The following is a 24108-nucleotide window of genomic DNA, read 5'->3' on the forward strand; positions in this document are numbered from 1 at the left end:
CCTGATCGGGGGCGGATGGTTTTTTTCATGGTTTGTTTCTATAGGTGGCAACCTATGGGAGGAAAATGAATTCAAGCCATATTCCAAGGGCGTCAGGGATAATATCCATCATTTGGTTATTTAGTTGACGGACGCAGCGGGTATTCATTATCCTTGTATAAGACTGGTTTAGCATTGTACATACATTTCCCTCTTATAAAGAGAAAGGGGACTCATCATGAAAAAAACAACCTTCATACAACCGGATCCCAAGTCCTGGCTGGACACGTTTCACTTTGAAATTCCGATAAAGATTAGGTACTGCGAAACGGATATGCTGGGTCATGTCAATAACGTCAGTTATTTCATGTATTTTGAGCAGGGACGCATTGAATATTTCGAGAATCTGGGATTGACCGACGAGCTGTTCGGCGATCAAAAGGTGTCGGTTGTTGCGGATCTGGAGTGCCAGTATTTGGCGCAAATGTATCTGAAGGACCCGCTTAGGCTTCATGTGCGGGTGGCTGAGATCGGACGCTCCTCCATGGACATTCAATATGCGATCGTAGTGGACGGCGCCTTGAAGGCAGCCGGCCGCGGAACCATCGTGCTCATCGAGACCGCTTCAGGCAAGAGCACGCCGATTCCGGATTCGGCACGCGAACGAATTTCGGCTTTTGAAGGATGGATGTAAGCCAACGACAAAGATCAATCAGGATAAACCATGAAGGGAAGGGATAAGGGATGAACATCCGTTTTGCCATTATCGGCACAAACTGGATCACCGAGAGGTTTCTCCAGTCGGCACTGGAGACGGAAGAATTTATTCTAGCTGCCGTATACTCCCGTACGGAAGAGAAAGGCAGGGCTTTTGCGGCTAAGTACGCGGATCCCAAGGTCTACACGGATCTTGAGGCAATGGTGCAGGATGACGAAATTGATGCGGTATACATTGCGAGTCCGAATTCCTATCACGTGGACCAGGCAATATTATGCATGAACCACGGGAAACACGTCCTCTGTGAGAAGCCGATGGCTTCCAACGCGGTCGAAGTGGCCGCCATGATCGAAGCCGCGAAGAACAATGACGTTCTGTTGATGGAGGCATTGAAGTCGACGCTGATGCCGAACTTCAAGACCGTCCGGGACAACTTGTACAAGCTGGGCCCGATACGGCGTTATTTTGCAAGTTATTGCCAATACTCCTCCCGTTATGACGCGTTCAAGCAGGGGACAGTACTGAATGCGTTCAACCCTGAATATTCCAACGGCTCTCTAATGGACCTGGGGATTTATTGCCTGTACCCGATGGTGACCCTGTTCGGAAAACCGGACACGGTGAAGGCTTCCGGCTACATGCTGTCTTCCGGGGTTGACGGCGAAGGCAGTCTGCTGTTGTCCTATCCCGAGATGGATGCCGTCATCATGCATTCCAAAATCAGCGATTCCCTTGCCCCTACCGAAATTCAGGGCGAGAACGGCACGATGATCATCGACAAAATCAATCAGCCGTACGATGTGAAGATCCGCTACAGAGACGGCACCATCGAGAACGTGACCCAGCTGCAAACGCATGAATCGATGTATTACGAAGCCCGGGAATTTATCGATTTGATCCGGTGCGGCGAACGGGAAAGTTCAATCAACACCCATGCCAACTCGCTCATTACGGCCGAAATTATGCAGGAAGCCAGAAGCCAGATCGGACTGCGGTTCCCGGCGGATTCCCGCACTGATATATGATATTTGTCATACTCCCGAAATGACGTTTATGACTACGACGCGCATGACATTCTAACTATACTTAAATTAGACAAGTGCGTGATAGCTTGATAACGTCCTTGCGCTTCATTTCGAGGAGGAAGACAACTATGGCTAAACCCGATAACAAATTGTCCAGCTTGAAAAAGAATGTTGCCCCTTATGAAGAAATTGACACAAAGGCGAGTATAGGTCAGCTTTTCAATACACTGGTTCCCTTGATACTGCTATGGTATGCAGCCTATTTAAGCTTATCCGTATCGTACTGGCTAACCATTCCCATAGCCGTGGTTGCTTCGGGTTTTGTTGTCCGGACGTTTATCATATTCCATGACTGCTGTCACGGATCTTTCTTCAAGAGCCGCAAGGCTAACAAAATTCTCGGCACGATTACGGGCGTGCTTACGCTGTGCCCTTACGAGCAATGGAAGAACACCCACGCGATCCATCACGCGACGAGCAGCAATCTCGATAAGCGGGGAATCGGCGATATGTGGGTATTAACCGTTGAAGAGTATGGGGCAGCTTCCTTTTGGCAGCGTCTGTACTACCGGGTGTACCGTAACCCGATCGTGATGTTCGGTCTGGGTCCCATCGCCATATTTCTGATCTCCTACCGTTTCAACCGCAAAGGCGCGAGACGCAAGGAGAAGATAAGTAACTATACAACGAATATTTTGATTGTCGCTTTGTATGCATTGCTGTGCTGGGTGATCGGTTGGCAGGCATTTCTGCTCGTTCAAGCTCCGATCTTCATGGTTTCCGGGATGCTTGGCATTTGGTTGTTCTACGTGCAGCATCAATTCGAGGAAACGTATTACGAGCATGATGAAGAGTGGAGTTATATCAATGCAGCCGTAGAAGGCAGCTCTTATTACAAACTTCCGAAGGTTCTGCAATGGATCACCGGCAACATCGGCTTCCATCATGTTCACCATTTAAGCCCGAAGGTGCCTAACTATAACCTGGAGAAGGCGCATGAAGCCGCTCCTCCGCTGCAGAAGGCAACCACGATTACGCTGAAGACCAGTTTGAAGTCCATTCGTTTCCGTCTGTGGGATGAAGAGAAAAAGGTGTTTGTCACCTTTAAGGAAGCGCGTCGGTCGCTTCGTAAACCGCAGGAATCCGCACTGGCGAAGGCGGAGAAGAACCTGGCGAGCCCAAGACCCAGGGTCCAGCGCGAATAGATTCCTGAGTCATGATGCTATAATGGATCACGGATTCGCTAAGGCTAGTAAATGAATTAAGCTTGAACCGACAGAAGGTGGGACTCCATGCAGAAATGGTATCAGATCTTTCATAAAAGCACGGGACTGAGCCCTTACGTATGGGTTGTCTTCTACATCCTTCCGTTCTATTTCATCTTCCGGTCGACCTCGACCTATCAGATCGTGATCGGCGTTCTGATGATCGTGATGTTCTTCGCTTTCTATGTGCTGTCATTTCTGTCCAAAGGCTGGCTCGTCTATTTCTGGACGAGTCTGCAAATTTTAATATCGGTTACGATGTCCGTGGTATTCGGATATATCTATTTTTCGCTGTTCCTGGCATTCTTCATCGGGAACATCAAGAATAAGGCCGGGTTTATCACGCTGTACTCCATCCACTTGGTTACGACCATTATTACGGTGAATTATGGATTGTTAACGCGGAATCCGTTCTTCATCACGCAGCTGCCATTCGTGCTTGTGAGTGTGGTAGGGGTCATTCTGCTGCCCGTGACAAACTATAACCGGAATAAGAACGATCAGCTGCAGGGCCAGCTGGAGGATGCCAACAAACGGATTTCGGAGTTGGTGAAGCTGGAGGAACGCCAGCGCATTGCCCGGGATTTGCATGATACGCTGGGGCAAAAGCTGTCTCTTATCGGCCTCAAAAGCGATTTGGCCGGCAAGTTGATGAAGCAGGATATGGAAAGGGCCCAAGCCGAGATCAACGATGTCCGTCAGACGGCCCGAACCGCACTGAAGGAAGTGCGCGAGATGGTGACGCGGATGCGGGGGACCCGGCTTGCGGATGAAATCTTCCGTATTCGGCAAATCTTGAAGGCGGCGCAGATCGAGTTGACCTTTGAGGGTACGTTGGAGCCGGAGAATCTGTCGTTAATGAATGAAAATGTGATCAGCATGTGCCTGAAAGAGGCAGTGAATAACATCGTGAAGCATAGCAATGCCACGGCCTGCTCCATTGTGATCGAATCCACGGAAACGGATCTGATTGCCAGGGTGAAGGACAATGGAACCGGGTTCGTGACGGACGCGAAAAACCGCGGCAACGGGCTGCGGGGAATGAGAGAGCGGCTTGAATTCGTGAACGGAAGCATGGAGTTTGCTTCAGGCGAGGGGACTACGCTTGTCCTTCGAGTCCCTAATGTGCTCAGAATGCCGGATAAGGAGGCGGGAATATGATCCGAATCGTCATTGCCGAAGATCAGCGGCTGCTGCTTGGAGCCTTGGCCTCACTGCTGGATCTGGAAGAGGATATGCAGGTGGTCGGGACGGCGGGCAACGGCAAGGATGCCGTACAGCTTGTCAAACTTCATATGCCGGATATCTGCATCATGGATATTGAGATGCCGATCATGAACGGGCTTGAAGCCGCCGAGGAGATCAAGGGTTATGGCTGCAAGGTGATGATCCTGACGACCTTTGCCCGGCCCGGGTATTTCGAGCGTGCCGTGAAAGCGGGCGCCAACGCTTACCTGCTAAAGGACAGCCCGAGCGAGGAGCTGGCTGCGTCCATTCGCAGCATTATGGCAGGCAGGCGTATCTACGCCTCCGAGCTGGTGGATGAAGCGTATTCCGGTGAAGAGAATCCGCTGACGGAGCGGGAAAAGGAAGTGCTGGGCCTCATCGCGGACGGCAAGAATACGAAGGAAATTGCCAATCAGCTGTTTATAACCACGGGAACCGTGCGTAATTACATTTCCGTTATTCTTGATAAGCTTGGCGTCAGCAACCGGATCGAAGCGATCACGCGTTTCAAGGAAAAAGGCTGGTTTAAATAGTGCAAAGAAGAGCAAAACCCCGCGGTTGCAGCCGCGGGGCTTTTTTTCGTGCGCATAAGAAAAACGAAAACCAGGAAGAAGGTGAACATGCCGCTTAAAATAATGGATTTTTTTACCTGGTATTGTATGCAATAAAGTGTATATTTATTCATTTGATGAAGCTTGAATGCGATTGTGGATAGATTTTATATTTTTTGGAAACAATGAAATCGCTAATAAAAATAAGCCTGTTTTTAAATGACGCCATTTCCTGCATAAAAGGCAATCAAGCAAATATATTGCAGTTCCTTTGTAAATGTATGCATTTTTATGTATAATAGTAATGATTGCCAGAAGTCAAATTTGAGGAGGAGGAGGTCTTCTATGGACCATATGATGTTTGAGGTTGGAACTGCTCTGATTCTGGTTGCTATAGCCTCCGTAATTGCTGGAAAGCTCAAGTTCTCGATCATACCGTTCTTGATTGTGCTCGGGATGCTTGTCGGTCCGCATGCACCAACGATAGGGATTCTTGACTTTAAGTTCATTGAGAGCCAGGGGATCATCGATTTTCTGGGACAGATCGGTATTCTATTCCTGCTCTTTTACCTTGGTCTTGAATTTTCGGTTCAAAAATTGATCAAGTCCGGACGAAACATTGTGGTAGGCGGAACCGTATATGTAGTATTGAACTTCGTGCTGGGTGTGGCTTACGGTTTCGTGATCAATATGCCTCTGTACGAGACGCTGATCATTGCAGGGATGCTGTCGGTTTCCTCCAGCGCCATCGTCGCTAAGGTGCTTGTGGATCTGCGGCGCACGGGGAATGCGGAGACGGAACTCATACTCGGCATGATTTTGTTCGATGATATTTTCCTTGCCGTGTTCTTATCGATTATGTCGGGACTGCTGTTAGGCGGGGCTACATCGATAGGGGCAACGATCCTCTCGGTTTGCATTTCCATAGGTTACATGCTGTTGTTCTTTGTTATTGCGAGAAAAGGTCCACCCATACTTAACAAATTGCTGAATATTACGTCCAGCGAGATTTTCATTATCGTAGTGTTCTCGTCGATGTTCTTTATTGCCGGGTTTTCGGAGACGCTGCACGTAGCCGAAGCGATCGGCGCGCTGCTGTTCGGACTGGCTTTATCGGAGACGGATCATAGCGAACGGATCGAGCAACTGGTCATACCTTTCCGTGATTTCTTTGGAGCGATCTTCTTCTTCAGCTTCGGTCTCGGCATCGATCCGACCACGCTGGGGAATGCGCTATGGCTGGCTCTTGGCGCCGTGGTACTGACCATAATCGGCAACCTGGTCGCAGGCATGATAGCGGGGCGCAAGGCCGGACTATCGCATAAATCGTCGCTTAACATCGGATTGACTATTATGGCGCGCGGGGAGTTCACGATTATCGTTGCGAATCTGGGACTTGCAGGCGGACTGTCCGCGATGCTGAAACCATTCTCGGCACTCTATGTCCTGATTCTCGCGATTCTTGGGCCCTTATTGGCCAAGGAGTCGAAGCGCGTGTACCGTGGAATGAATAAAATATTCAAATGGAGCGATCCAGTGGAGAAAGTGAAAAAAAGGAATGCATAGGGAAGCCCGGGATGATTTACTTTCTTCCAACTAATCTATATAATCTAGAGATTGAATTAACCCCAGAACGGAGGATTTACACATGAGTATTATTCGCGAATCTGATCTGCCGGGTATCGGGAAGAAGTTCCTTATTCAGGCGAGATCAGGGGATAAGCTGGTTGTTGTTATTCATGACGATGGCCGTAGAGAGTTGTACCACTTTGAAGATGACGATCCTGAGGAGACCATCTCCCAGATTACATTAGAGGATGACGAGGCAAGACAAATCGCAGGCATTATCGGCGGCATGACGTATAAACCGAAAGCGCTGGAGACCATCGAAGTGACGCTCGAAGATTTGATCATCGAATGGGCGCGAATCGAGCCGCATTACAAATGCGTGGGACAATCCATTGCAGGGCTTCAGGTTCGTCAACGTACTGGCGCTAATGTATTAGCGATTGTGAACAAGAAAGAGCAGAAAATCAATCCGGGTCCGGACGACATCCTGACAGCAGGATCGACGCTGGTGCTTGCGGGCGAGCGCAAGCAGATCAAGCAGCTGAAAGAACTGCTGGTCAACGGCTAATAACGAATAGCTTCACAGGTCTTTAGTTGATCCTGTCGTAACACGTAAGCAGCAAGCTCCTCCATGGGTGAGGGGCTTGCTTTTTTTTGCATGGATCCTTTAAATTTGAAATTTTTCGCGAAATGATCTATCTTTGATAGTGAGGCTATCATTTTCGAGAAAGAGGGCGTATACAGCATGAAATTGAAAGACAAAGTAGCTATAATTACGGGCGGTGCCGGCGGAATCGGCAGCGGCATGGCTCTGGCCATGGCCAAGGAAGGCGCCAAGGTCGTCATCGTGGACGTGAATGAGGATAAGGGTCGCGAAACGGAGAAAGCGCTGAGGGCATATAGCGATTCGATGTTTATTAACGGCGATATTACGAATAAAGCCTCGATTAAAGGAATCGTGGATGACGTTGTGAACACCTACGGCAGACTGGATATTCTCGTTAACAACGCGCATGTGTCCAAGCAGGTACCCATTGTGGAAACAACCGATGAAGTGATGGCATTGTCGTTCAATACCGGATTCTATCCGACGTTTTATTTCATGCAGGAATGTTATCCTCATCTGAAAGCAGCCAAGGGCAAGGTGATCAATTTTGCATCCGGTGCGGGACTGTCCGGCATGGTGAACCAGGCCTCCTACGCCGCAGCGAAAGAAGCGATCCGGGGGCTGTCACGCGTGGCTGCCAACGAGTGGGGAGCGGACGGCATCAATGTCAATCTGATCAGTCCGATCGCGCTGACGCCGGGCGTAGAGCAGTGGAAGCAGGCATTTCCGGAAGCGTATCAAGAAATGGTCGATAAGATTCCGCTCAAAAAAATGGGCGATCCCGAGCAGGATATCGGACGCGTGGCCGTGTTCTTGGCTAGCTCCGATTCCGATTACATGACCGGCCAAACGCTGATGGTGGACGGCGGTTCCATCATGCTGAGATAATATACGATGCCGATTTCTAAAAAAAAGCGCCAAGGGCTGTGCCCCTTGTGCGCTTTTTCTGTTTAATAGCCGTAGACTGCGGGTTATAACCAGGGAGGACCGGCTATTTCCGTGCCACGATCATAAACCGTGCGGAATTCGTCCGGATTCCGCGATCTGTGCGATGCTCTTCGATGAATTGCTGCAGGATGCGGAAATCCGATTCCTCCTGTCCGAATCCGGGAATGATGGGCGTGTGCTTGAGCAGGAAGATAAGATCCTCCTCACGCTCATAGTACTCGACGGCATCATATTCAGCGCATTGGATATTGCGAAACCCTGCTAGCTGAAGTTCCCTCTTGTATTCCTCCATTAAAGCGCCGTCTTCGCGGGAGGATTGTCCTCTGCCGAAGGCTTGGGCCAGATTAGCTTTATCGCATTCGCGAACCTGCTGCGTTAGAAACACGCCATCATCGGTTAATACCCTGGCAACCTCCGAAGCACGGAAAGGGGAGTGCCGGCATGAAATCAAATCGAAAAACGCCTCCGGGAATTGAAGCACCCCTGCATCCATCTGGACAAAGCGTACGTTGGAAGCCGCAGCCTTCCGTTTATTACTCCGGGCAGTCTCTATCATCGCATGGGAAAGATCGATTCCAATCAGCAATGCCGCCTTCGAGGCGATGGACAACAAGTTCTCTCCGCCTCCCGTGCCGATATCCAGCAGAACGTCGGATGATGTGCACCGCTTGCTCACCTCATCGTAAAAATTCCACTCCACGTCTTCCGAGATCCATCTGACCTTGCTGAAATCCCAGCCGTTTAAGGCTCCTACGATATCATAAAATGACTTGTATTCCTGTGATTTCATATATATGGTTCACCTTTTCAATTGAGATAAAATGGGATGCTGAAAACAGATCGTCTCTTATTCGTTCGCTCAGTTACTGTGATTCTGGCTGGGCCCGGTCCAGTATGATAGACCGGGCCTAGCTACTTCGAACGGCAAGGATCCTAATCAGCATCCAATTCACCCCAATTCTGAAAGAATATTTTTAAGAGATAAGAAAGTGTAAGCTTCAGAGGTTTGCCATCCTTATCTCGCAAGAAAAACTTCCGCTATACGCGGTCTGTCTTCTGAGAAAGTACGTCGATAGATGTTTTTCTTATTGTAAGAGCAAGGATATTTTGGGATCAAGTAGAATTTTATTAGGAGCAAGAACCAGAATCTTAAGCAATTGTTAAGAATTTGGAAGTAAGACGTTAAGAAATGTCTACTATACTGATTGAATTCGTTTCGGTTAGGAACGAGAAAAATTCGGACTTTGAAATGAGAGGGTACTGCCATGAACAAAATGAATTCTCTGCCAAGGGAGCGTCTTCCCGAGCTGCAATTGGTCCGCGCATTCGCCATTATCGGCGTGCTGTCCGTTCACTCGACATCGTATGCCGTATCGGCCATGACGGACTCCAAATACTTTTTCATCTACAATTTTATGAACATCTTCATGAAATACGGAACGCCGACGTTTATATTTTTGAGCAGCCTGGTACTCTTCTACAATTATTATGACCGCCCTACGACCAAGAAGCTGATCGGCGGATTCTACAAGAAAAGATTGCTGTACATCATCATCCCGTATACACTCTTTTCCGTGTTTTACTTCGGGCTGCTGCACTATCTGCATTATCAAGGCAGGCCGTTTGGCGAGACGATGGAGAGTTTTATTCAAAAGCTGTTGACCGGCAAAGCGTATACGCATCTGTACTTCGTGTTTATCAGCATTCAGTTTTATGTGCTGTTTCCGCTGGTGCTGTGGTTGTTCAAGAAGATGCCGCAGCTTGCAAAATGGGCGATTCCGATTGGACTGGTGTTCCAGTGGACGTTTATACTGATGAATAAGTATTATTGGCAGGTGCCGAATAAGGGAAGCTGGGCCTTGTCCTATATAGCTTACTTCATGCTGGGCGCTTTTATCGGCATCTATTATCCGAAACTCAAGGCCTGGCTTGTGATCAGCCGTTCCAACGCACAGCCTTACCGCATCGCGGCTTGGACGATGCTGTGGATCGCATGGGCAGCTGCCGGTCTCGGCCATGTGTACATTTATTACAACAACCGTCTTCACGGAACCGGATATAATTCAACGCTGTACGAGCTGCTGTGGAATATGCATACTTACTTTGGGGCGCTTGTCCTGCTCCAGTTCGCCATTCTGTTCTACCGGGCCGGGGTACGCGGATGGACGCCCGCGCTGGAGAGACTGGGGGCCGTATCCTTCGGGATTTATCTCATTCATCCGTTCTTTCTGCTCGTCTACCGTCAATTCCCGTTAACCACGGGGAACTCGATCCTGACCCATCTGTGGTATGCAGGCGGTTTTGCGGCAGCCTTAGGCTGTTCATGGATCGTCGTGGAATTGACGGTTCGCTATATACCGGGCTCATGGGTGATTTTCGGTAATATTCCGAAGGCGAAGAGATCGGGTAAACCAACCGATACGCCGGCTGTGCCGCTTTCCGGTTCCTAGCCTGTTTCGCAAGAATAGGACGTATACCCGACGAGGCATGGCCATGGCGAAAGGAAACCAAAACAGCAGCATCGCCCGGCCTGACAACATCCATGGAGCAAGAGAACGTAAAAGGCGTTATGCTGACTGCCGCTTTATGATCAAGGAGGAGCCATGTCTGGAGTTACGATACTGATGGTTGACGATGAAACCGAAATTTTGAAATTGATGGAGATTTACGTCAGGAATGAGGGCTATACGCTGCTCACCGCATCTCATGGCCTGGAAGCGCTGGAGATTCTAAAAAACCATAAAGTGGATTTAATCATTCTCGATGTCATGATGCCGCAGATGGATGGCATCCAGGCATGCATGAAGATTCGGGAGGAGAACAACACGCCCATTATCATGCTGTCCGCCAAGAGCCAGGAGATTGACAAGATCGCCGGACTCAGCATCGGCGCGGATGATTACGTGACCAAACCGTTCAGTCCGCTGGAACTGGTCGCAAGGATCAAATCGCAGCTCCGCCGGTACAAACAGCTGAACAATCAATCGGTGCGGGACGAGAACGAAATCCAGATCGATGAGCTGATCCTCAATGTCGCGTCCCACCGGGTAACGGTGGCCGGCAGGGAGATTAAGCTGACGCCGCGCGAATTCTCCCTGCTGCATACGCTGGCCATCAACCGCGGACTCGTGCTGAGCATGGACAAGATTTATACCGAGGTATGGAACGAGCCGTTCATGGAATCGAAGAACACGGTCATGGTCCATATTCGCAAGCTGCGCGAGAAAATCGAGAAGGATCCGCAGCAGCCGGAATACATTAAGACGGTATGGGGGATCGGTTACAAAATAGAGTAAACTTAACCAGAGGTGACTGACTTGAAAGGATTGAAGCTTCATAGCATCCGCCTGAAGATGCTGCTTATGCTGCTGGCCAGCATCGGCATCGCGGCCGCCCTGCTTATCATACTCTATGCGTTAAGCACGCTGGTGCTCTCCATTCCGGCCATCAACCCGCCGCTTGCCTGGATCGTCAATAACCTCGGTTCGAAGCCGGTTATGTTGTTCACGGGCATCATTCTTTTTTTGGCAAGCTATTATATGGGCACGAGGTGGTTTGCCCTGGATCTGCGGAAGGTAGAGACCGGTCTTCAGGACATCACGGCCGGACGATTCGATTCCAGAATCGAGCTCGACACCCGGGACGAAGTAGGCGCCGTCGCTGCCGGCATTAACCGCATGACCGAGCAGCTGAACGCGTACCTGGAGGAAATCACGCATGGCCTCCGCGAGATTGCCAAGGGGAATTTCGATACCGAGATTCCTGTTCGTTCAGGCAGCCAGCTGGGCGAGGTCGCCGAGAGCATCAACCAGATGAGCAGGCAGCTTCACCAATCCATTCTGGAGGAGCGCCATGCGGAGAAAACGAAGAATGATCTGATCACGGGGGTATCCCATGATCTCCGGACGCCGCTGACATCGATACTGGGGTTTCTGGAGGTTATCGAGGAAGACCGGTACCAGGATGAAGTAGAGCTGCGGTATTACGTGAATATCGCTTATGAGAAAGCGCAGAATCTGAAGAAGCTGATCGATGACCTGTTCGAATACACGAGGATCAATAACGGGCTTCCGCTGGATATTAGGGAGATCGATATGGCTCAGTTCATGAGACAGCTGATCGAGGAATTCGTGCCGTCCTTGGAGAAAGCCGGGATGGAATGCAAGCTTGCGGCGGAGGAAGGCCTCGTTATTCGGGCAGACGGCGCCCAGCTTGTCCGGGCTTACGAGAATCTGATATCCAATGCGATCCGGTACGGAGAGTCGGGACACAGGATCGACATCGCCGTCCGCAACGTTGGCGGTCAGGTGAGCATCAGCTTCACCAACTACGGCGATCCGATTCCCGAGCGGGATTTGCCTTTCATCTTCGATCGCTTCTACCGCGTGGAGGCTTCCCGTTCGAAGCAGACCGGGGGCACCGGTCTGGGACTGGCGATCACGAAGAGCATCGTGGAGGTTCAGGGCGGCGAAATCCGGGTTCGGAGCGACCGGCAGCGGACGACCTTTGAAACCCGCTTTCCCCAAGTCGTATAACAGCAGTTCGCTTGCCGCACGGTGGTCGTTCTGCATTGCGAAGCAATTGAGGCAGCCCAAGCGAACGCTCCCTTCGAGGGAGCGTTTTTATATGATCCTGAGAAGGGCTCCCCGATCGCTGCTGCAAGGACCCTATGGAATTGTTCAGTTTTATTTAAGCATTCGTTAAGAACTTGCCCCGCTGATTGATAAGATATGTTCCTTATACTTTCCTTCAGAACGTACATAAGGAGGAAGTCGGATGGAATCCTTGGATTATTCGAAACGGAACGCTAGGCTCGTGGTGGCGTGGCAGATTATGATTGTGATGGTTGGTGTCATTTTATTATCGGGATGCGCAGAGTTCAGTGCATTCCGTGCTAATATGCAGATGGAGGAGCGATCCATCGGCGGGGCGGCATCAGGAAGCAATCGAGACTCGTCTATTGCCCCCGCATCCTTTATCGGTCAAGTATGGGAGGAATTATCGGACGGCGTGTCTGATCGCGCCAGAATCATGACAGGCAGGCAAACGCAGAGCCGCAGCGTACCTGATTCAGCCTGGCGAATGAATGTCCGATGATGCTGAAGAGAGCGAGCCTGCGTCGGATCAGCCGCGGAAGCATCACAACAGGAATAGCCCGTTCATACACGCGTTAGAAAGAGCTCCTTTTCTGAAAGGGAGCTTTTTTGTTTTGATTTTGGAACATATTGTCTTATAATAGCGTTTACAATATATATGCTTGTATGGGAGAGGATGGTTTCTTGTGAGTACACGCGTTTCGATCCGTAAGCGACTATTCATCGGAATAACGGCAGCCGCCTGCATTTCACTCGTCGGACTTCCGGCTCAGCAGACGCAGGAGGGCACTCGTCCCGTATTCGCCGATGCTGCCGGAACCGGGGGCTTTACATCCGGTCAACGCGTCACGCTTCAGCAGAGGGCTGCTTTTTTCCCTAATGCGCTTAGCAAGAACAGCCATCTGAGGAATCTCAAGGCCAGCTATTACGGGGCCGATGGAGAATCGCTCCGGCTTCACTCCGTGAAGGGGGAAATGGCATTAATCAAGTCCGATTCCCGTGGGGACCTGTGGCTCCCGACATGGTATGTTTCCAAGGAAGCTGCCAAAGTGAACGATATTTCCCCGCTCTCGCTTCAACTGCGCAGCAGCGGCAGCATATACCTGGCTCCCGGAAGCGCGGTGAAATGGCCGGTATCCCAGACGGGAACGTCCCTCATCGCCGTAGCCCAGTGGAAGGACTGGTACGGCGTTATGGTCGCTCCCTCCAAGTGGAAGGAAGATTACAGGATCTATCGTCCGGCGATGATGTGGGTACAAGGGAAGGACACGACAGCCAAGAAGGCGATGCCTGAAGCGCTTCTCGGTGGCAGTTCAGAAGTATCGACGGATGTGGTGCGCAACTTGACGGAGTTTCTTTTTAAGAAGGGGACCCCTTCTTCGTACGTGAAAAAGCTGCTCGGCGAACCGCAGGCGAGGGAGACATCGCGGAATCAGGAATCGAGCTCCAATAAACCGATGAAACTCGGGGAGACCTGGAGATATGAGCAGCGGGATGCCCATTATACCGTGACGTTCTCCCCATCCGGAAAGCTGACGTCCAGCGAGTGGGTGATCCCTTCGGCGGGATCCTTCGAGCGGAGTTACAATCCTGGCGATGATTACGAGTTTACCTATCGTTTGGACGTCCTGCCGCTGCGCAAGACCATAACAGCCGATCCCGATTGGCGAAATCAGGGTAATCTGAATTTCACCTTCCTGCTGGAGGCCAACGAGGATGTCCTGCTCCTCAAGGGAGATGACGGCGGGTTCAGCGGGATGCACGATAACTCTTCCTTGTACGCAATCGACCGGGGCACCGGCAAGAAGCTGTGGCAGGAGGATGCCGGGTTCGGCTGGTATACGGCCATTACAGATCGGGAGCGGCAGCATGTCACGATGTACTCGGCATATAATCCGGAGGTTAAGGATTATGTGGCCCGCGTGCGGCATATCCGGTTGTCGGATGGCAACGTGTTATGGGAGGTTAAGCCCAAGAACGAATTCGGTTTGACGATGACGGCTGCGGCTGATGCGATCGTACTGGTTGAAGCTTTGAACATGAACGAAACCAAAAGCGTGATGAGCGTCCTGGATCAGGATACCGGTAAGCTGCGTTGGAAAAAGACCTTGTCCGGCGAACACCGCTTGTTGAATGCAGGAACAGACGATCCGTACGTGCTCATCGAGCAGAACGGACAGCTTACCGCTTACGATCCGGTCACCGGCAAAGCGTCATGGAATGTGAAGGTCGGCAAGAGGGTGATGGACGATCCGTCCCGAGATCCGTATTTTACCGGAGGTTATCGTTACGATCCGACTGCGCCAACGGATATGACAACACGATGGATGCTGCTTGGCAAGGAATGGGTTCTGCTCAATACGGAAACCGGCGAGCGCGAAGACACGTATCCGGCACTTGAGATGGAAAGGTTCGAGGTGCTGAATGAGCGGTATCTGCTGGTGCAGCGTGCGCTTGGCGGGGAGTATTTCAGCGGGGCCGCCGCTTACGAAAGCGTACTATATGACCGCCTTGAAGATAAGGAACTATGGACAATAAAAGGGAAGGCCACCCGTGGCGTCATCGAGGGAGCGCGAGTCTATCTTGCCTTGAACGGCATTCCGGCTGCGGTAGATATAGAGAACGGCAGCATCCTATGGAAGATGGAGACCACGTCCAAAGCGGGTGACGATCTGTCCCATCTGGTTGGCAGCAGCTACGGAATCCTGGATTCGTACCTGCTGATAAGTTTGGGAAGCGATCTTGTGGTGTTGCATAAGGAAGACGGCAGAAGCTTGGGCAGATTGCATGACGTGATCACCGGCAACGTCGATTTGCGAGAGGCCTATGCCAAAAACGGCGCGCTGAACGTAACGGATCAGGAAGTGCTCGTCGGCACGGTCAACGGAGCTTTTATTCGTTATGATGCCCGAGCGTTAAAGGAACGCTTGGATGAGCTGTTATAGCTTTTATTGATAGATGACAAAGACCGTAGGGAGACGTCCGAAAGGAGGAAGACTTATGGGCAAGAGGCTTAAGATAGCAGGGATTCCGATCATCAGCCTATTGTTGATCCTATGTTTGGGCTGCGGCAGCAAGCAGTCGGCCAGTTATGCGTCTCTGGTAAAATACGATGACCAAGAGTATATCGGAAAAGGCACTGAGGGTGCCGAGGCTTTTGCGGAGGCGGATTTGACCTTGGCGGGCACGATCCAGAAGCGGCTCGAACCGGATCAATATCCGGATACGCATTTATCGTCGAACGAGCTGCCCGAAGGCACGGAAATCTATGTAGTCGATGAACATACGTTGGTGGCATTGCAGGAAGGCCGAAGGTTCAAGGTGTTTGAGCGCATGGAATAAATGCAGGTGAATGACAAGCGTCCCTGGTGTCTGGAAACAGATGCTGGGGGCGTTTTTTGGTCTTATGTTATCTTGCGAATTTTGATATTGTTTCGTTTCTATCGAGTGGTATAATATTCCTGGTTCAAATTAACTAGATTTGAAAGACTTACATTCTGATAAGAGATGAGGTTCATTCATGTTCAAGAAAATGTTGGTTCTGCTATTGGCGGTTTGCGTGATGGTTCCCAGCGTGGCCGGTGCAGCATATGGCGAGTCGGGCAAGGCAAGCGCCAAGATTGCAATGCTGCTGCCCGATGGCACGCCCTTGATGGAGGACGGCACGGTCTGGATTACGTACAGCCGTCTTCCCATCAACCGAATCCCGATTCCGATGGGCGGAGATCTGAAGTTCATCGCGGGCTCCAGCGGATACGGATTCGGCGTCAATAATACGGGCGGATTGGTCATGTGGGGGGAATCGGGATATCAGTCCGTAGCGGGTGCGAATCATGTGAAACAGGTTGGACAAGGTTACTGGTTGACTTCTGACGGCATCGTCCATCGCATGGTTGATTCCAAGCCGCAGACTGTAAAGGGGTTTGAGGGAATGTCCGTTTTTGACGAGAACAACGGGATTATTGGTGGCGTTACCCAGTCGGGGACGGTCTTATACCATAATCGTGCCTATACGCCGGAACCTGTGGTTCTGGGTCAAGCAGCGGACGTGGGCGCGATCCGCAAAATCAAGGTCGCCGGAGACTATGCCGCTATTTTGTACAATGACGGAAGACTCGTGCTGTTCAGTACGCTTCGTATCAATGGCAGCACGACTTACCTGTCCCAAAACTTGATTAGCGACGGGGCTGATATTTCTTTCGGTAAAGAACAGAAACTGATTTTCGTCAAAAAGGACGGAACGGTGTGGAATGCCAGATTGGATGTATTCTCGCAAACATTTGAAATGAGCCCGTTGAAGGGAATCAGCGGAGTACAAGAGATTGTAGGAATTGAAGGCTCCAAGAGCTTTTTCGCCCGGTTATCGGATGGGACTTGGACCGAGTATGATCATGGACAATTATATGATGTGACGGTTCCGAGCATTACGGGCGTTACGCTAAAGGTAGCGAACAGCAAGCCGAAGGTGGGAAGCTCCATCACGCCAACGGTTGAGTTTCAGTACAGCAGCGGAGAGAAGCACAAGATTCCGGCGAATATGATCGCTTTGTCCGTAGACAAGCCCCATTTGGTCAAAGCAGCGGATAAAGGCACATACAAAATCATGGGCGTAGGCGAAGCCACGCTGACGGTGGAGGCCGCGGGCAAGAAGCAGTCCGTGAAAATCGTTTCAGGACTTGGCAAGCCGCTGGAGAACGCCAAGCAGGAAAAGGGGATTACTTACCTGCCGTTGAAGCCGGTATTCCAAGCCGTGGGAGGCTCGGTCCAATATCAGGCTGCTTCCAAGACCTTCGACATTACCGTAGGAGAAACCAAGCTTTCCGTTAAGGCAGGAAGCAAGCAGGCGAAGATCAACGGCAAAACCGTGAACATGAAAGGCGCTCCGATCCAGAATAAAGGGGAGACGCTCGTATCTGCGGATCTGCTGACCGCAGCACTGGGTGCAAAACTGAAATGGGATGCATCCAAACAGCAAATGACCGTGACGCTGGGCGCGGCACAATTCGTCGTAAAGGGCGAGCCGAAGAAAGCCACGACCAGCGGCAACACCGGAAACGCCGGGAAAAGCAAAATGTCATCGGTTCCTGCGACCGGAAGCATGGCTGGTTGGAGGCTGCTAAAAGGCCATGAATATGAAAAATCCTTGCGCATTTATTACCAATACAAGAATGGCATCCTGTCGACCAAAACGGAAGATATCCGCAAAGTGGATTTGAATAAAAAAGTGACTTGGACGGATGATTACGGCCGCAAGCATACCAATACCGTCCGTGAAATCTACTCCCTGTTCACCCTTTCGAATGAATACACCTCAGAATGGCTCCACAAAAAGTTCGGAAAGCTTTATGAGGACTGGCTGCTTAGCTCTTTGGTAGATGCCGCTCGGATTGTTGAGCAGTATTTGCAGGAGACCGGCCAGATGCCGAGTTATGCACCCCATGTCACCCTGACGCCGGATGCGGTATTCGAATACGAGTAAGCGAATGTGAGCAAGCAAAAAAGATATTCTCGTTTCGGAAAAGGGCCAGGAGATTCCTGGCCCTTTTTGCTATGGAAGCAATCCTTTCTCGTGGACGAATACCATCCCACTGCAAGCTCCATCCATCTCCCTTATGCGGCGAATATTATAACTTACATCAAAATATAGTAAACGTAAATGCAAGCCCTGTTACTTGCAATTTTAATTACAAAGGGGGGACATTCATGAAGCGAAGGATACCGCCTGACCGATTGTCTGAGCCGGGGGCGGCCGATACTCCGCCTCCCAGAAGGCACACCCTGTTTTGGAGAATGTTCGCGAACTATTTTCTCCTTATTCTCATCCCCGTCATTGTTGCTTCGGTTCTTGCTCAGGTGCTTGTCGTTCGCATTATCGAAAAGGATGCCGAGCGTTTTAACCAAGTGGTGATGAACCGGTTCTCCGAGCAGACGGATGCCGAGCTTCAATCGCTAAAGACAAGCATGATTAATATCCTGAGCACATCCAGATTACGGAGCGTGCTGCTTGCTCCCATGTCTTCGTCCCCGGAAAGCCAGCTCCTTCCGGAGCTGCTTCATTCCCTGCGGGAGCAGCTGCAACAGCTGGAATCGGATGAATTGGTCGAGAAAGCTTATTATTATTTTGTCCATCAGGATTTAATGATCGATGCCGAAACCTATACGAACAAAGCGTATTATTTCCGTTCCCGCTATCCCTTGGATCTGAACCGCCGCCACCAGCTGGAAGCCGAATTATCCGGCAAGAAAATGATGGATTTCATGGATTCCCCCGCTTCCGTGACGGCTTCCATGAGTTACCCGTTCAATACCGCCGCCCCTGAAGTTTACCTCCTGGTCGAAGTGAAGCGAGACAAGCTTGAGGAGCGGATTCATATTCCGGAGAGCTGGGTCACGGGCACGGCCATTGTGGATGATACCGCCCAAGTGATCGCCATGACCGGTTTGACCGAGCAGGACCGGCTCGCCCTGCAGCAGCGAATACGCGCGGATGGTTTCGCTTCGCAATTTACGATATCGGACAAGGTGGGGCTGTCCTTCATGGCGTCCGGCTTCAACGAGTCCTGGCATTATATCAGCATGGTTGATCTGGGCACATTGATGAAGCCGGTCCATATTACCCGCTTAATCTGCTGGTTGTTCCTCCTGTTCTTCCTCGTTGTCGGCGCGCTCGCCTCGTATTATTTAAGCCGGCGCTTGTACCGGCCGATTCGGGAGATCAAGGATGGCTTGAAGCTGCACCATGCTCCGAATGAAGAGGGCCGTTACGAAGGCAACGAGTTTGACGTCATTAAACGCTACTCCCAGTTCATCATGACCGAGAATAAAGAGCTGTACCAGATGGTGAACGGGATGCTGCCGATCGTGCAGGAGCAGTTTTTCACGAAAATCCTGCTGGGGCAATACCGGGATGCCTTATCGATTGAGTACTACGCCAAGGAGATTGAGTTTGCTTACAGCCATAAGGCGGCAAGAACCGTCCTGTGTATCTCTTTTCACTATGACCGGTCGTTCTATGATTCGACTTCGGAATCCGCGAAGATCTTTTTGCTGACGGAGTTGAAGGACAAGATCCACCGGCTGGCGCCCGGCATGGTCTGGATCTGCCAGACAAGGCCGGATTTGATGGCTTGCGTCATCCAGCATGATCACATCACGGAGGGTTATCCGGAACGAACAGCGGAGCAGATCAGGCACGTGTTTCTGGAATACGGTGTCTATTATAAAGCGACGATCGGGATCGGCAGAACCGTTCATGCCATCGAAGAGCTGCATCAGTCCTATGAGCATGCGCTGGCCATGCTGAATTACCGGGGACTGCATTCCACGGTGGAGATTTGCGGCAGTCCGCCTTCAAGGGAACTCCAGCAATGGGATTCTTTCCTGTCCGTGCAGGAGGTCCAGCGTATCCACAACCAATGCAAAACCCGGGAGTATGACAAGCTGCTCCATTCCGTGCTGGATCTGCTGGAGGAAGGAAAGCGCAAGGATGCCGCAGCCGTACAGATGAAATATCTGCTCGCCGATGTGCTCAACACTTGGATTCGGGCAGTGGAGTCGGAACGCAATGAATTGAACGTTCCCTATTATTCCGGTCTGTTCGAGCGAATGAATCGCTGCATGACATGGGACGAGCTGACGCAATGCTTCCAGGACATTCATGGCTTTCTGTTCCGGAAACCGGCCTCCAGCAGCCGCAGCCAACAATTTATGGAGATTCTGGAGTACATTCACGAGCACTACGATCAAGAGCTGTCGATCGAGCATTTTGCCGGCATGATGAATATGTCCATCGGGCATTTCAGTCGAACCTTCAAGGAGGAGGTCGGCGAGAAGTACGTGGAATATATCGCGAAGTACCGGCTGATGAAGGCGAAGCAATTCTTGCTTGAAACCGATTTGAAAATAGACGAGATCGCCGAAAAGGTGGGGTATTGGGGGAGGAATTCCTTGATTCGGGCTTTCCGCCGATATGAAGGCATTACGCCTGCCAAATACCGGAGTTCCCATCAATAGGAAAGAAGAGACTGCATTATTTTCTGAAGTCTCTTTTTTTGCATGGAACAGGTCGAAAGCCTTGCGGCGCAGGCATAACAAAACATGCGTCTCAAGGAAAAGATGCGTGCTTTACGCGAAGGAGTACAGCTCGTATAGTGGGGACAACAACAAACGAATGTAAATGCTTTCAATCGGAGGTGGGGATTATTGGCGCAGCTATCACGGATCGGCTACGTTCTGAAAAAGCATAAAGCGTTGTACTTGCTGATGCTGCCCGGCATCTTGTACTACTTGATATTCAAGTACGCGCCGATGTACGGCATCATCATTGCCTTCCAGGACTATTCGATCGGCCGGGGCATTTTGGGAAGCAAATTTGCGGGACTAAAGCATTTCATTGAATTTTTCTATGTCACCCCCGATGCATGGAAGCTGATTCGCAACACGATCATGCTGAATGTGTACGATCTGCTGTTTCATTTTCCGGCGCCGATCATTCTGGCGATCCTGTTCCATGAGCTGAAGAGCAAATGGTTCAAACGGTTTGTGCAAAACATCAGCTACATGCCGCATTTCCTGTCGACCGTCGTGATCGCGGGCATTCTCGTCACCTTCCTGTCTCCGACCACGGGCGTGGTGAACCATCTGCTCGTCAAGCTGTTCGGCATCGAGCCGATCATGTTTCTCGGCATGCCGGAGTGGTTCCGGACGGTGTACGTGGGCTCCGAAATATGGCAGAAGGTCGGGTGGGGGACCATTCTCTACCTGGCTGCGATTGCCGGCATTGATCCGACGCTGTACGAGGCGGCCAAGATGGATGGGGCCAACCGGTGGCAGCAGGTCCGGCATATTACGTTCATCGGCATGGTGCCTGTCATGATTATTCTGTTCGTGCTGTCGCTCGGCAATTTCATGGAAGCCAGCTTCGAAAAAATCCTCTTGATTTACAACACGATGAATTACGAAACCGCGGATGTCATTAATACCTTTGTGTACCGGCGGGGCATCCTGGATGCCGATTTCAGCTTTGCGACCGCGGTAGGCCTGTTCCAGTCGGCGATTGGCTTCATTCTGGTCGTTGCGGCCAATCGGGTCGTACGCAAACATTCGGAGACCAGCCTGTGGTAAGGGAGGTGCGCGATGAAAAAGCAGGAAAGCTTCGCTTCGAAGCTGTTTGACGTATTCAATATATTGTTCATGATTGTGCTGATCATGGTAATGGCCTACCCGATGGTGTACGTATTCTCGGCTTCCATCAGCAACAATGCCATGGTCGCGAGCGGCGCGGTGCTGCTATGGCCGAAAAAGATTACGCTGATCGCTTACGAACAGCTCATCTATAACCCCGATCTCTGGGTGAGTTACTGGAATACGATCCGGTACACGTTCCTGCATACGTTGCTGACGTTGATTGCAACCTCGGCGATGGCGTATCCGCTGGCGAAGCGATGGCTGCCCGGCCGAAGAGTGATTCTGCTCATGGCAGCGTTCACGCTTCTCTTCAGCGGGGGCATGATTCCAACCTTCCTGATCGTTCAGAAGCTGGGGATGCTGGACACGATCTGGGCGATCGTCCTTCCGTCGCTGATCAGCACATGGTACTTGTTCATTATGCGGACATTTTTCGAGGCGCTGCCGGAGGAGCTTGAGGACGCGGCTGCCATCGACGGATGCGGATCCATGCAGATTCTGGTGCGGATCGTGCTGCCGCTGTCCGTGCCGGTGATGGTCACGATCGGCCTGTTCACGGCGGTGAATCAATGGAATTCCTTCTTCAGCGCTTTGATCTATTTGAATGACCGGGAGATGTACCCGCTGCAAATCATGATGCGCAACATCCTGATCGCCGGCACGAACGTGCAGGGCGAAGGCGACCTGACACATCTGGAAACGCTGAAATACGCCATGATCATGATTGGGACGCTGCCGATCCTGTGCGTCTATCCGTTTATCCAAAAATATTTTGTACAGGGCACGATGATTGGGGGCATTAAGGGGTAGTCATGGATTTAACGGGAATCCATTTCTATACGATGTGATGATAAAAAAAGGAGGTTATGGAATGCGGCGAAAGGGGTTCAGAACTGCGCTTGCCATGATTCTGCTCTGCGCGATGCTGGTTACGGGCTGCACCGGCGGAGGCAAGGACGATTCGGGGACGTTAAGCCCTGACAAACCGGTTACTTTTTCATGGCTCGTATACGACCGGGTGGAGGGCAAGGTTCGGGATGACTGGGAGATTTTCAAAGAGATCGAGGCCAAGACGGGCGTCAAAGTGAAGTTCCAGATCGTCAGCCAGGAAGGGCTTGAGGAGAAAAGGCAGATCATGATTGCCACGAATACCGCCACGGATTTTATTCAGGTGCCGACGCAGGACGGCCGGGAGCATGGGCCGGAGAAGGTGTTCCTGAATCTCAATGATTATTTGGACCGGGCACCGAATCTGAAAGCCTTCTACGAGAAATATCCTGAAGCCAAGGCGCTGGCAACGGGCACGGACGGAGGCTTGTATACCGTGCCTGTCCTGGAAGGGGATGCGGAAGGCAAGGGCTTCAACTTTATCTGGTATGCCCGCAAGGACATTATGGATCAGCACGGGATACAGGCGCCGACCACCGTGGATGAATTTTATCAATATCTGAAAACGTTGAAAGAAAAAGTGCCGGACTCCTACCCGCTCATATCGAACGCGATCGTAGGCGATACGGGGCTGTATACGACCTTCGGGCGTATCTTTACCGGCATCAGCGGTTTTTACAACCTGGATCCAACCACGGATCAATACGCATTCGCGCCGTATCATGAGAATTATCAGGATATGCTGGTGTACCTGAATAAACTGTATGCGGAAAAATTGCTGGATCCGGAATTCTCGCTGCTGACGCAAGCGCAGTGGGAGGAGCGCATCCTAACGGGTAAATCCTTGGTGACGTTTTTCTGGAAGGCCGATCTGGAATCCTTGGTTGCCAAGGCGAGGGGGGCTGGTACGGCAGAGTATGAGCTGGATGCGATTCCTTCCTTTGCCGCCGAGGGGATCAAGAACTATCAGTTCTCCCGTCCGGTCGTCGGCACCGTCGGCCGAGCGATATCGGCCAAAGTGAAGGATAAGGAGCGCGCCGTCCAATTCCTCGATTATTTGGTCAGCGAAGAGGGAACGAATTATCTGTCCTTAGGAATCGAAGGCAAAACGTATACGATGGAGGACGGCAAAGCGGTATATAACAAGGAGTTCGGCGAATCTCCGTTTAATGCGCTCCGCAAGGATTGGGGCGTATGGTATGACCTGATCACGCTGAATAACGCCAAGTCGCGGGAAGTGTGGGAGCGCGGGTTAAGCGAGAAGAGCAAGGATATCAATGCAAGGTATGAGCAGTATATCGTCCCTGCACCGAAGCAGATCGTCAAGACGGAAGAGGAGCTGGAGCTCGAGAAATCGAAGCTGAACAATCTGAATAAATTCCTTGAACAGAAGGTAACGGAGTTCGTAACCGGCAAAACGCCGATCAACGATTCCACGTATCAGCAATTCATCGATCAAGCGAAGAAACTCGGCTCCGACGAACTTCTTGCCATGTATAACACCGCATATACGCGCACATACGGCGGCAAGTAATTCTTAATGGAGATGG

General features: G+C 51.1%; 20 protein-coding genes. 19 read left to right on the forward strand and 1 reads right to left on the reverse strand.

The features are described 5' to 3' along the window. The first annotated feature begins 217 nt into the window (after positions 1-217). The 8 genes from MHI43_RS06215 (at position 218) to MHI43_RS06250 (ending at position 7829) form a co-directional block, all read left to right on the forward strand. Positions 218-673 carry a thioesterase family protein gene (locus tag MHI43_RS06215; RefSeq protein WP_036662299.1) on the forward strand — a complete coding sequence of 152 codons (456 nt, stop codon included), beginning with the start codon at positions 218-220 and terminating at the stop codon, positions 671-673. Between the two features lie 50 nt (positions 674-723). After that, positions 724-1722 carry a Gfo/Idh/MocA family oxidoreductase gene (locus MHI43_RS06220; RefSeq protein WP_012819366.1) on the forward strand — a complete coding sequence of 333 codons (999 nt, stop codon included), beginning with the start codon at positions 724-726 and terminating at the stop codon, positions 1720-1722. 128 nt (positions 1723-1850) lie between these two features. Beyond that, positions 1851-2927: a fatty acid desaturase gene (locus tag MHI43_RS06225; protein WP_036662302.1), complete on the forward strand. Its 1077-nt coding sequence runs from the start codon at positions 1851-1853 to the stop codon at positions 2925-2927. An 87-nt stretch (positions 2928-3014) separates the two neighbouring features. Then, the gene (locus MHI43_RS06230; RefSeq protein WP_012819368.1) at positions 3015-4148 is read left to right on the forward strand and encodes a sensor histidine kinase; all 1134 of its coding nucleotides are present in this window, start codon (positions 3015-3017) and stop codon (positions 4146-4148) included. Beyond that, entirely contained in the window at positions 4145-4747 is a 603-nt protein-coding gene (locus MHI43_RS06235; protein ID WP_012819369.1) for a response regulator transcription factor, read from the forward strand. Before MHI43_RS06230 ends, MHI43_RS06235 begins: the two co-directional genes overlap by 4 nt. 363 nt (positions 4748-5110) lie before the next feature. Next, on the forward strand, positions 5111-6331 hold the full coding sequence (locus tag MHI43_RS06240; protein ID WP_009589754.1) for a cation:proton antiporter: 1221 nt from the start codon (positions 5111-5113) through the stop codon (positions 6329-6331). A gap of 82 nt (positions 6332-6413) precedes the next feature. Continuing rightward, positions 6414-6902 (forward strand): cation:proton antiporter regulatory subunit, encoded by a 489-nt coding sequence (locus tag MHI43_RS06245; RefSeq protein WP_009589718.1) that lies wholly within the window; start codon positions 6414-6416, stop codon positions 6900-6902. A 177-nt stretch (positions 6903-7079) separates the two neighbouring features. Beyond that, positions 7080-7829: an SDR family oxidoreductase gene (locus MHI43_RS06250; protein WP_012819370.1), complete on the forward strand. Its 750-nt coding sequence runs from the start codon at positions 7080-7082 to the stop codon at positions 7827-7829. Positions 7830-7932: 103 nt separating this feature from the next. Here the strand turns inward: MHI43_RS06250 and MHI43_RS06255 are convergent, their stop codons facing one another. After that, complete coding sequence (locus MHI43_RS06255) at positions 7933-8679, reverse strand: class I SAM-dependent methyltransferase (protein WP_036662307.1); 747 nt, start codon at positions 8677-8679, stop codon at positions 7933-7935. A 475-nt stretch (positions 8680-9154) separates the two neighbouring features. Between MHI43_RS06255 and MHI43_RS06260 the strand changes: the two genes are divergently transcribed. From MHI43_RS06260 to MHI43_RS06310, 11 genes are all read left to right on the forward strand, one after another. Further along, positions 9155-10339 (forward strand): acyltransferase, encoded by a 1185-nt coding sequence (locus tag MHI43_RS06260; RefSeq protein ID WP_036662310.1) that lies wholly within the window; start codon positions 9155-9157, stop codon positions 10337-10339. A gap of 153 nt (positions 10340-10492) precedes the next feature. After that, positions 10493-11185, forward strand: a complete 693-nt coding sequence (locus tag MHI43_RS06265; protein WP_012819373.1) for a response regulator transcription factor — start codon at positions 10493-10495, stop codon at positions 11183-11185. Between the two features lie 21 nt (positions 11186-11206). Continuing rightward, positions 11207-12424, forward strand: coding sequence for a HAMP domain-containing sensor histidine kinase (locus MHI43_RS06270; RefSeq protein ID WP_036662313.1), 1218 nt, complete (start codon positions 11207-11209; stop codon positions 12422-12424). Between the two features lie 241 nt (positions 12425-12665). Beyond that, positions 12666-12986, forward strand: coding sequence for a hypothetical protein (locus MHI43_RS06275; protein ID WP_036662317.1), 321 nt, complete (start codon positions 12666-12668; stop codon positions 12984-12986). A 184-nt stretch (positions 12987-13170) separates the two neighbouring features. After that, entirely contained in the window at positions 13171-15429 is a 2259-nt protein-coding gene (locus tag MHI43_RS06280) for a PQQ-binding-like beta-propeller repeat protein (protein WP_036662320.1), read from the forward strand. Positions 15430-15484: 55 nt separating this feature from the next. Continuing rightward, complete coding sequence (locus tag MHI43_RS06285) at positions 15485-15826, forward strand: hypothetical protein (RefSeq protein ID WP_012819377.1); 342 nt, start codon at positions 15485-15487, stop codon at positions 15824-15826. A 178-nt stretch (positions 15827-16004) separates the two neighbouring features. Beyond that, positions 16005-17963, forward strand: coding sequence for a copper amine oxidase N-terminal domain-containing protein (locus tag MHI43_RS06290; RefSeq protein ID WP_036662324.1), 1959 nt, complete (start codon positions 16005-16007; stop codon positions 17961-17963). Positions 17964-18187: 224 nt separating this feature from the next. Further along, on the forward strand, positions 18188-20497 hold the full coding sequence (locus MHI43_RS06295) for a helix-turn-helix domain-containing protein (RefSeq protein WP_036662326.1): 2310 nt from the start codon (positions 18188-18190) through the stop codon (positions 20495-20497). A 189-nt stretch (positions 20498-20686) separates the two neighbouring features. Further along, positions 20687-21607 (forward strand): ABC transporter permease subunit, encoded by a 921-nt coding sequence (locus MHI43_RS06300; protein WP_036662329.1) that lies wholly within the window; start codon positions 20687-20689, stop codon positions 21605-21607. Between the two features lie 12 nt (positions 21608-21619). After that, entirely contained in the window at positions 21620-22480 is an 861-nt protein-coding gene (locus MHI43_RS06305; protein ID WP_036662331.1) for a carbohydrate ABC transporter permease, read from the forward strand. A gap of 61 nt (positions 22481-22541) precedes the next feature. Beyond that, positions 22542-24092 (forward strand): extracellular solute-binding protein, encoded by a 1551-nt coding sequence (locus tag MHI43_RS06310; RefSeq protein WP_012819382.1) that lies wholly within the window; start codon positions 22542-22544, stop codon positions 24090-24092. Positions 24093-24108 lie beyond the last annotated feature (16 nt).

Origin of the sequence: Paenibacillus sp. FSL H8-0457, assembly GCF_038051935.1 — a bacterium.
Taxonomy (GTDB): domain Bacteria; phylum Bacillota; class Bacilli; order Paenibacillales; family Paenibacillaceae; genus Paenibacillus_AQ; species Paenibacillus_AQ lautus_A.

What these genes read in the sequence shown, in the direction of transcription:
- MHI43_RS06275 (WP_036662317.1), top strand. Translation starts at nt 12,666, where the DNA reads ATGGAATCCTTGGATTATTCGAAACGGAACGCTAGGCTCGTGGTGGCG.
- MHI43_RS06225 (WP_036662302.1), top strand. Translation starts at nt 1,851, where the DNA reads ATGGCTAAACCCGATAACAAATTGTCCAGCTTGAAAAAGAATGTTGCC.
- MHI43_RS06215 (WP_036662299.1), top strand. Translation starts at nt 218, where the DNA reads ATGAAAAAAACAACCTTCATACAACCGGATCCCAAGTCCTGGCTGGAC.
- MHI43_RS06305 (WP_036662331.1), top strand. Translation starts at nt 21,620, where the DNA reads ATGAAAAAGCAGGAAAGCTTCGCTTCGAAGCTGTTTGACGTATTCAAT.
- MHI43_RS06245 (WP_009589718.1), top strand. Translation starts at nt 6,414, where the DNA reads ATGAGTATTATTCGCGAATCTGATCTGCCGGGTATCGGGAAGAAGTTC.
- MHI43_RS06290 (WP_036662324.1), top strand. Translation starts at nt 16,005, where the DNA reads ATGTTCAAGAAAATGTTGGTTCTGCTATTGGCGGTTTGCGTGATGGTT.
- MHI43_RS06235 (WP_012819369.1), top strand. Translation starts at nt 4,145, where the DNA reads ATGATCCGAATCGTCATTGCCGAAGATCAGCGGCTGCTGCTTGGAGCC.
- MHI43_RS06295 (WP_036662326.1), top strand. Translation starts at nt 18,188, where the DNA reads ATGAAGCGAAGGATACCGCCTGACCGATTGTCTGAGCCGGGGGCGGCC.
- MHI43_RS06310 (WP_012819382.1), top strand. Translation starts at nt 22,542, where the DNA reads ATGCGGCGAAAGGGGTTCAGAACTGCGCTTGCCATGATTCTGCTCTGC.
- MHI43_RS06250 (WP_012819370.1), top strand. Translation starts at nt 7,080, where the DNA reads ATGAAATTGAAAGACAAAGTAGCTATAATTACGGGCGGTGCCGGCGGA.
- MHI43_RS06240 (WP_009589754.1), top strand. Translation starts at nt 5,111, where the DNA reads ATGGACCATATGATGTTTGAGGTTGGAACTGCTCTGATTCTGGTTGCT.
- MHI43_RS06265 (WP_012819373.1), top strand. Translation starts at nt 10,493, where the DNA reads ATGTCTGGAGTTACGATACTGATGGTTGACGATGAAACCGAAATTTTG.
- MHI43_RS06260 (WP_036662310.1), top strand. Translation starts at nt 9,155, where the DNA reads ATGAACAAAATGAATTCTCTGCCAAGGGAGCGTCTTCCCGAGCTGCAA.
- MHI43_RS06230 (WP_012819368.1), top strand. Translation starts at nt 3,015, where the DNA reads ATGCAGAAATGGTATCAGATCTTTCATAAAAGCACGGGACTGAGCCCT.
- MHI43_RS06285 (WP_012819377.1), top strand. Translation starts at nt 15,485, where the DNA reads ATGGGCAAGAGGCTTAAGATAGCAGGGATTCCGATCATCAGCCTATTG.
- MHI43_RS06255 (WP_036662307.1), bottom strand. Translation starts at nt 8,679, where the DNA reads ATGAAATCACAGGAATACAAGTCATTTTATGATATCGTAGGAGCCTTA.
- MHI43_RS06220 (WP_012819366.1), top strand. Translation starts at nt 724, where the DNA reads ATGAACATCCGTTTTGCCATTATCGGCACAAACTGGATCACCGAGAGG.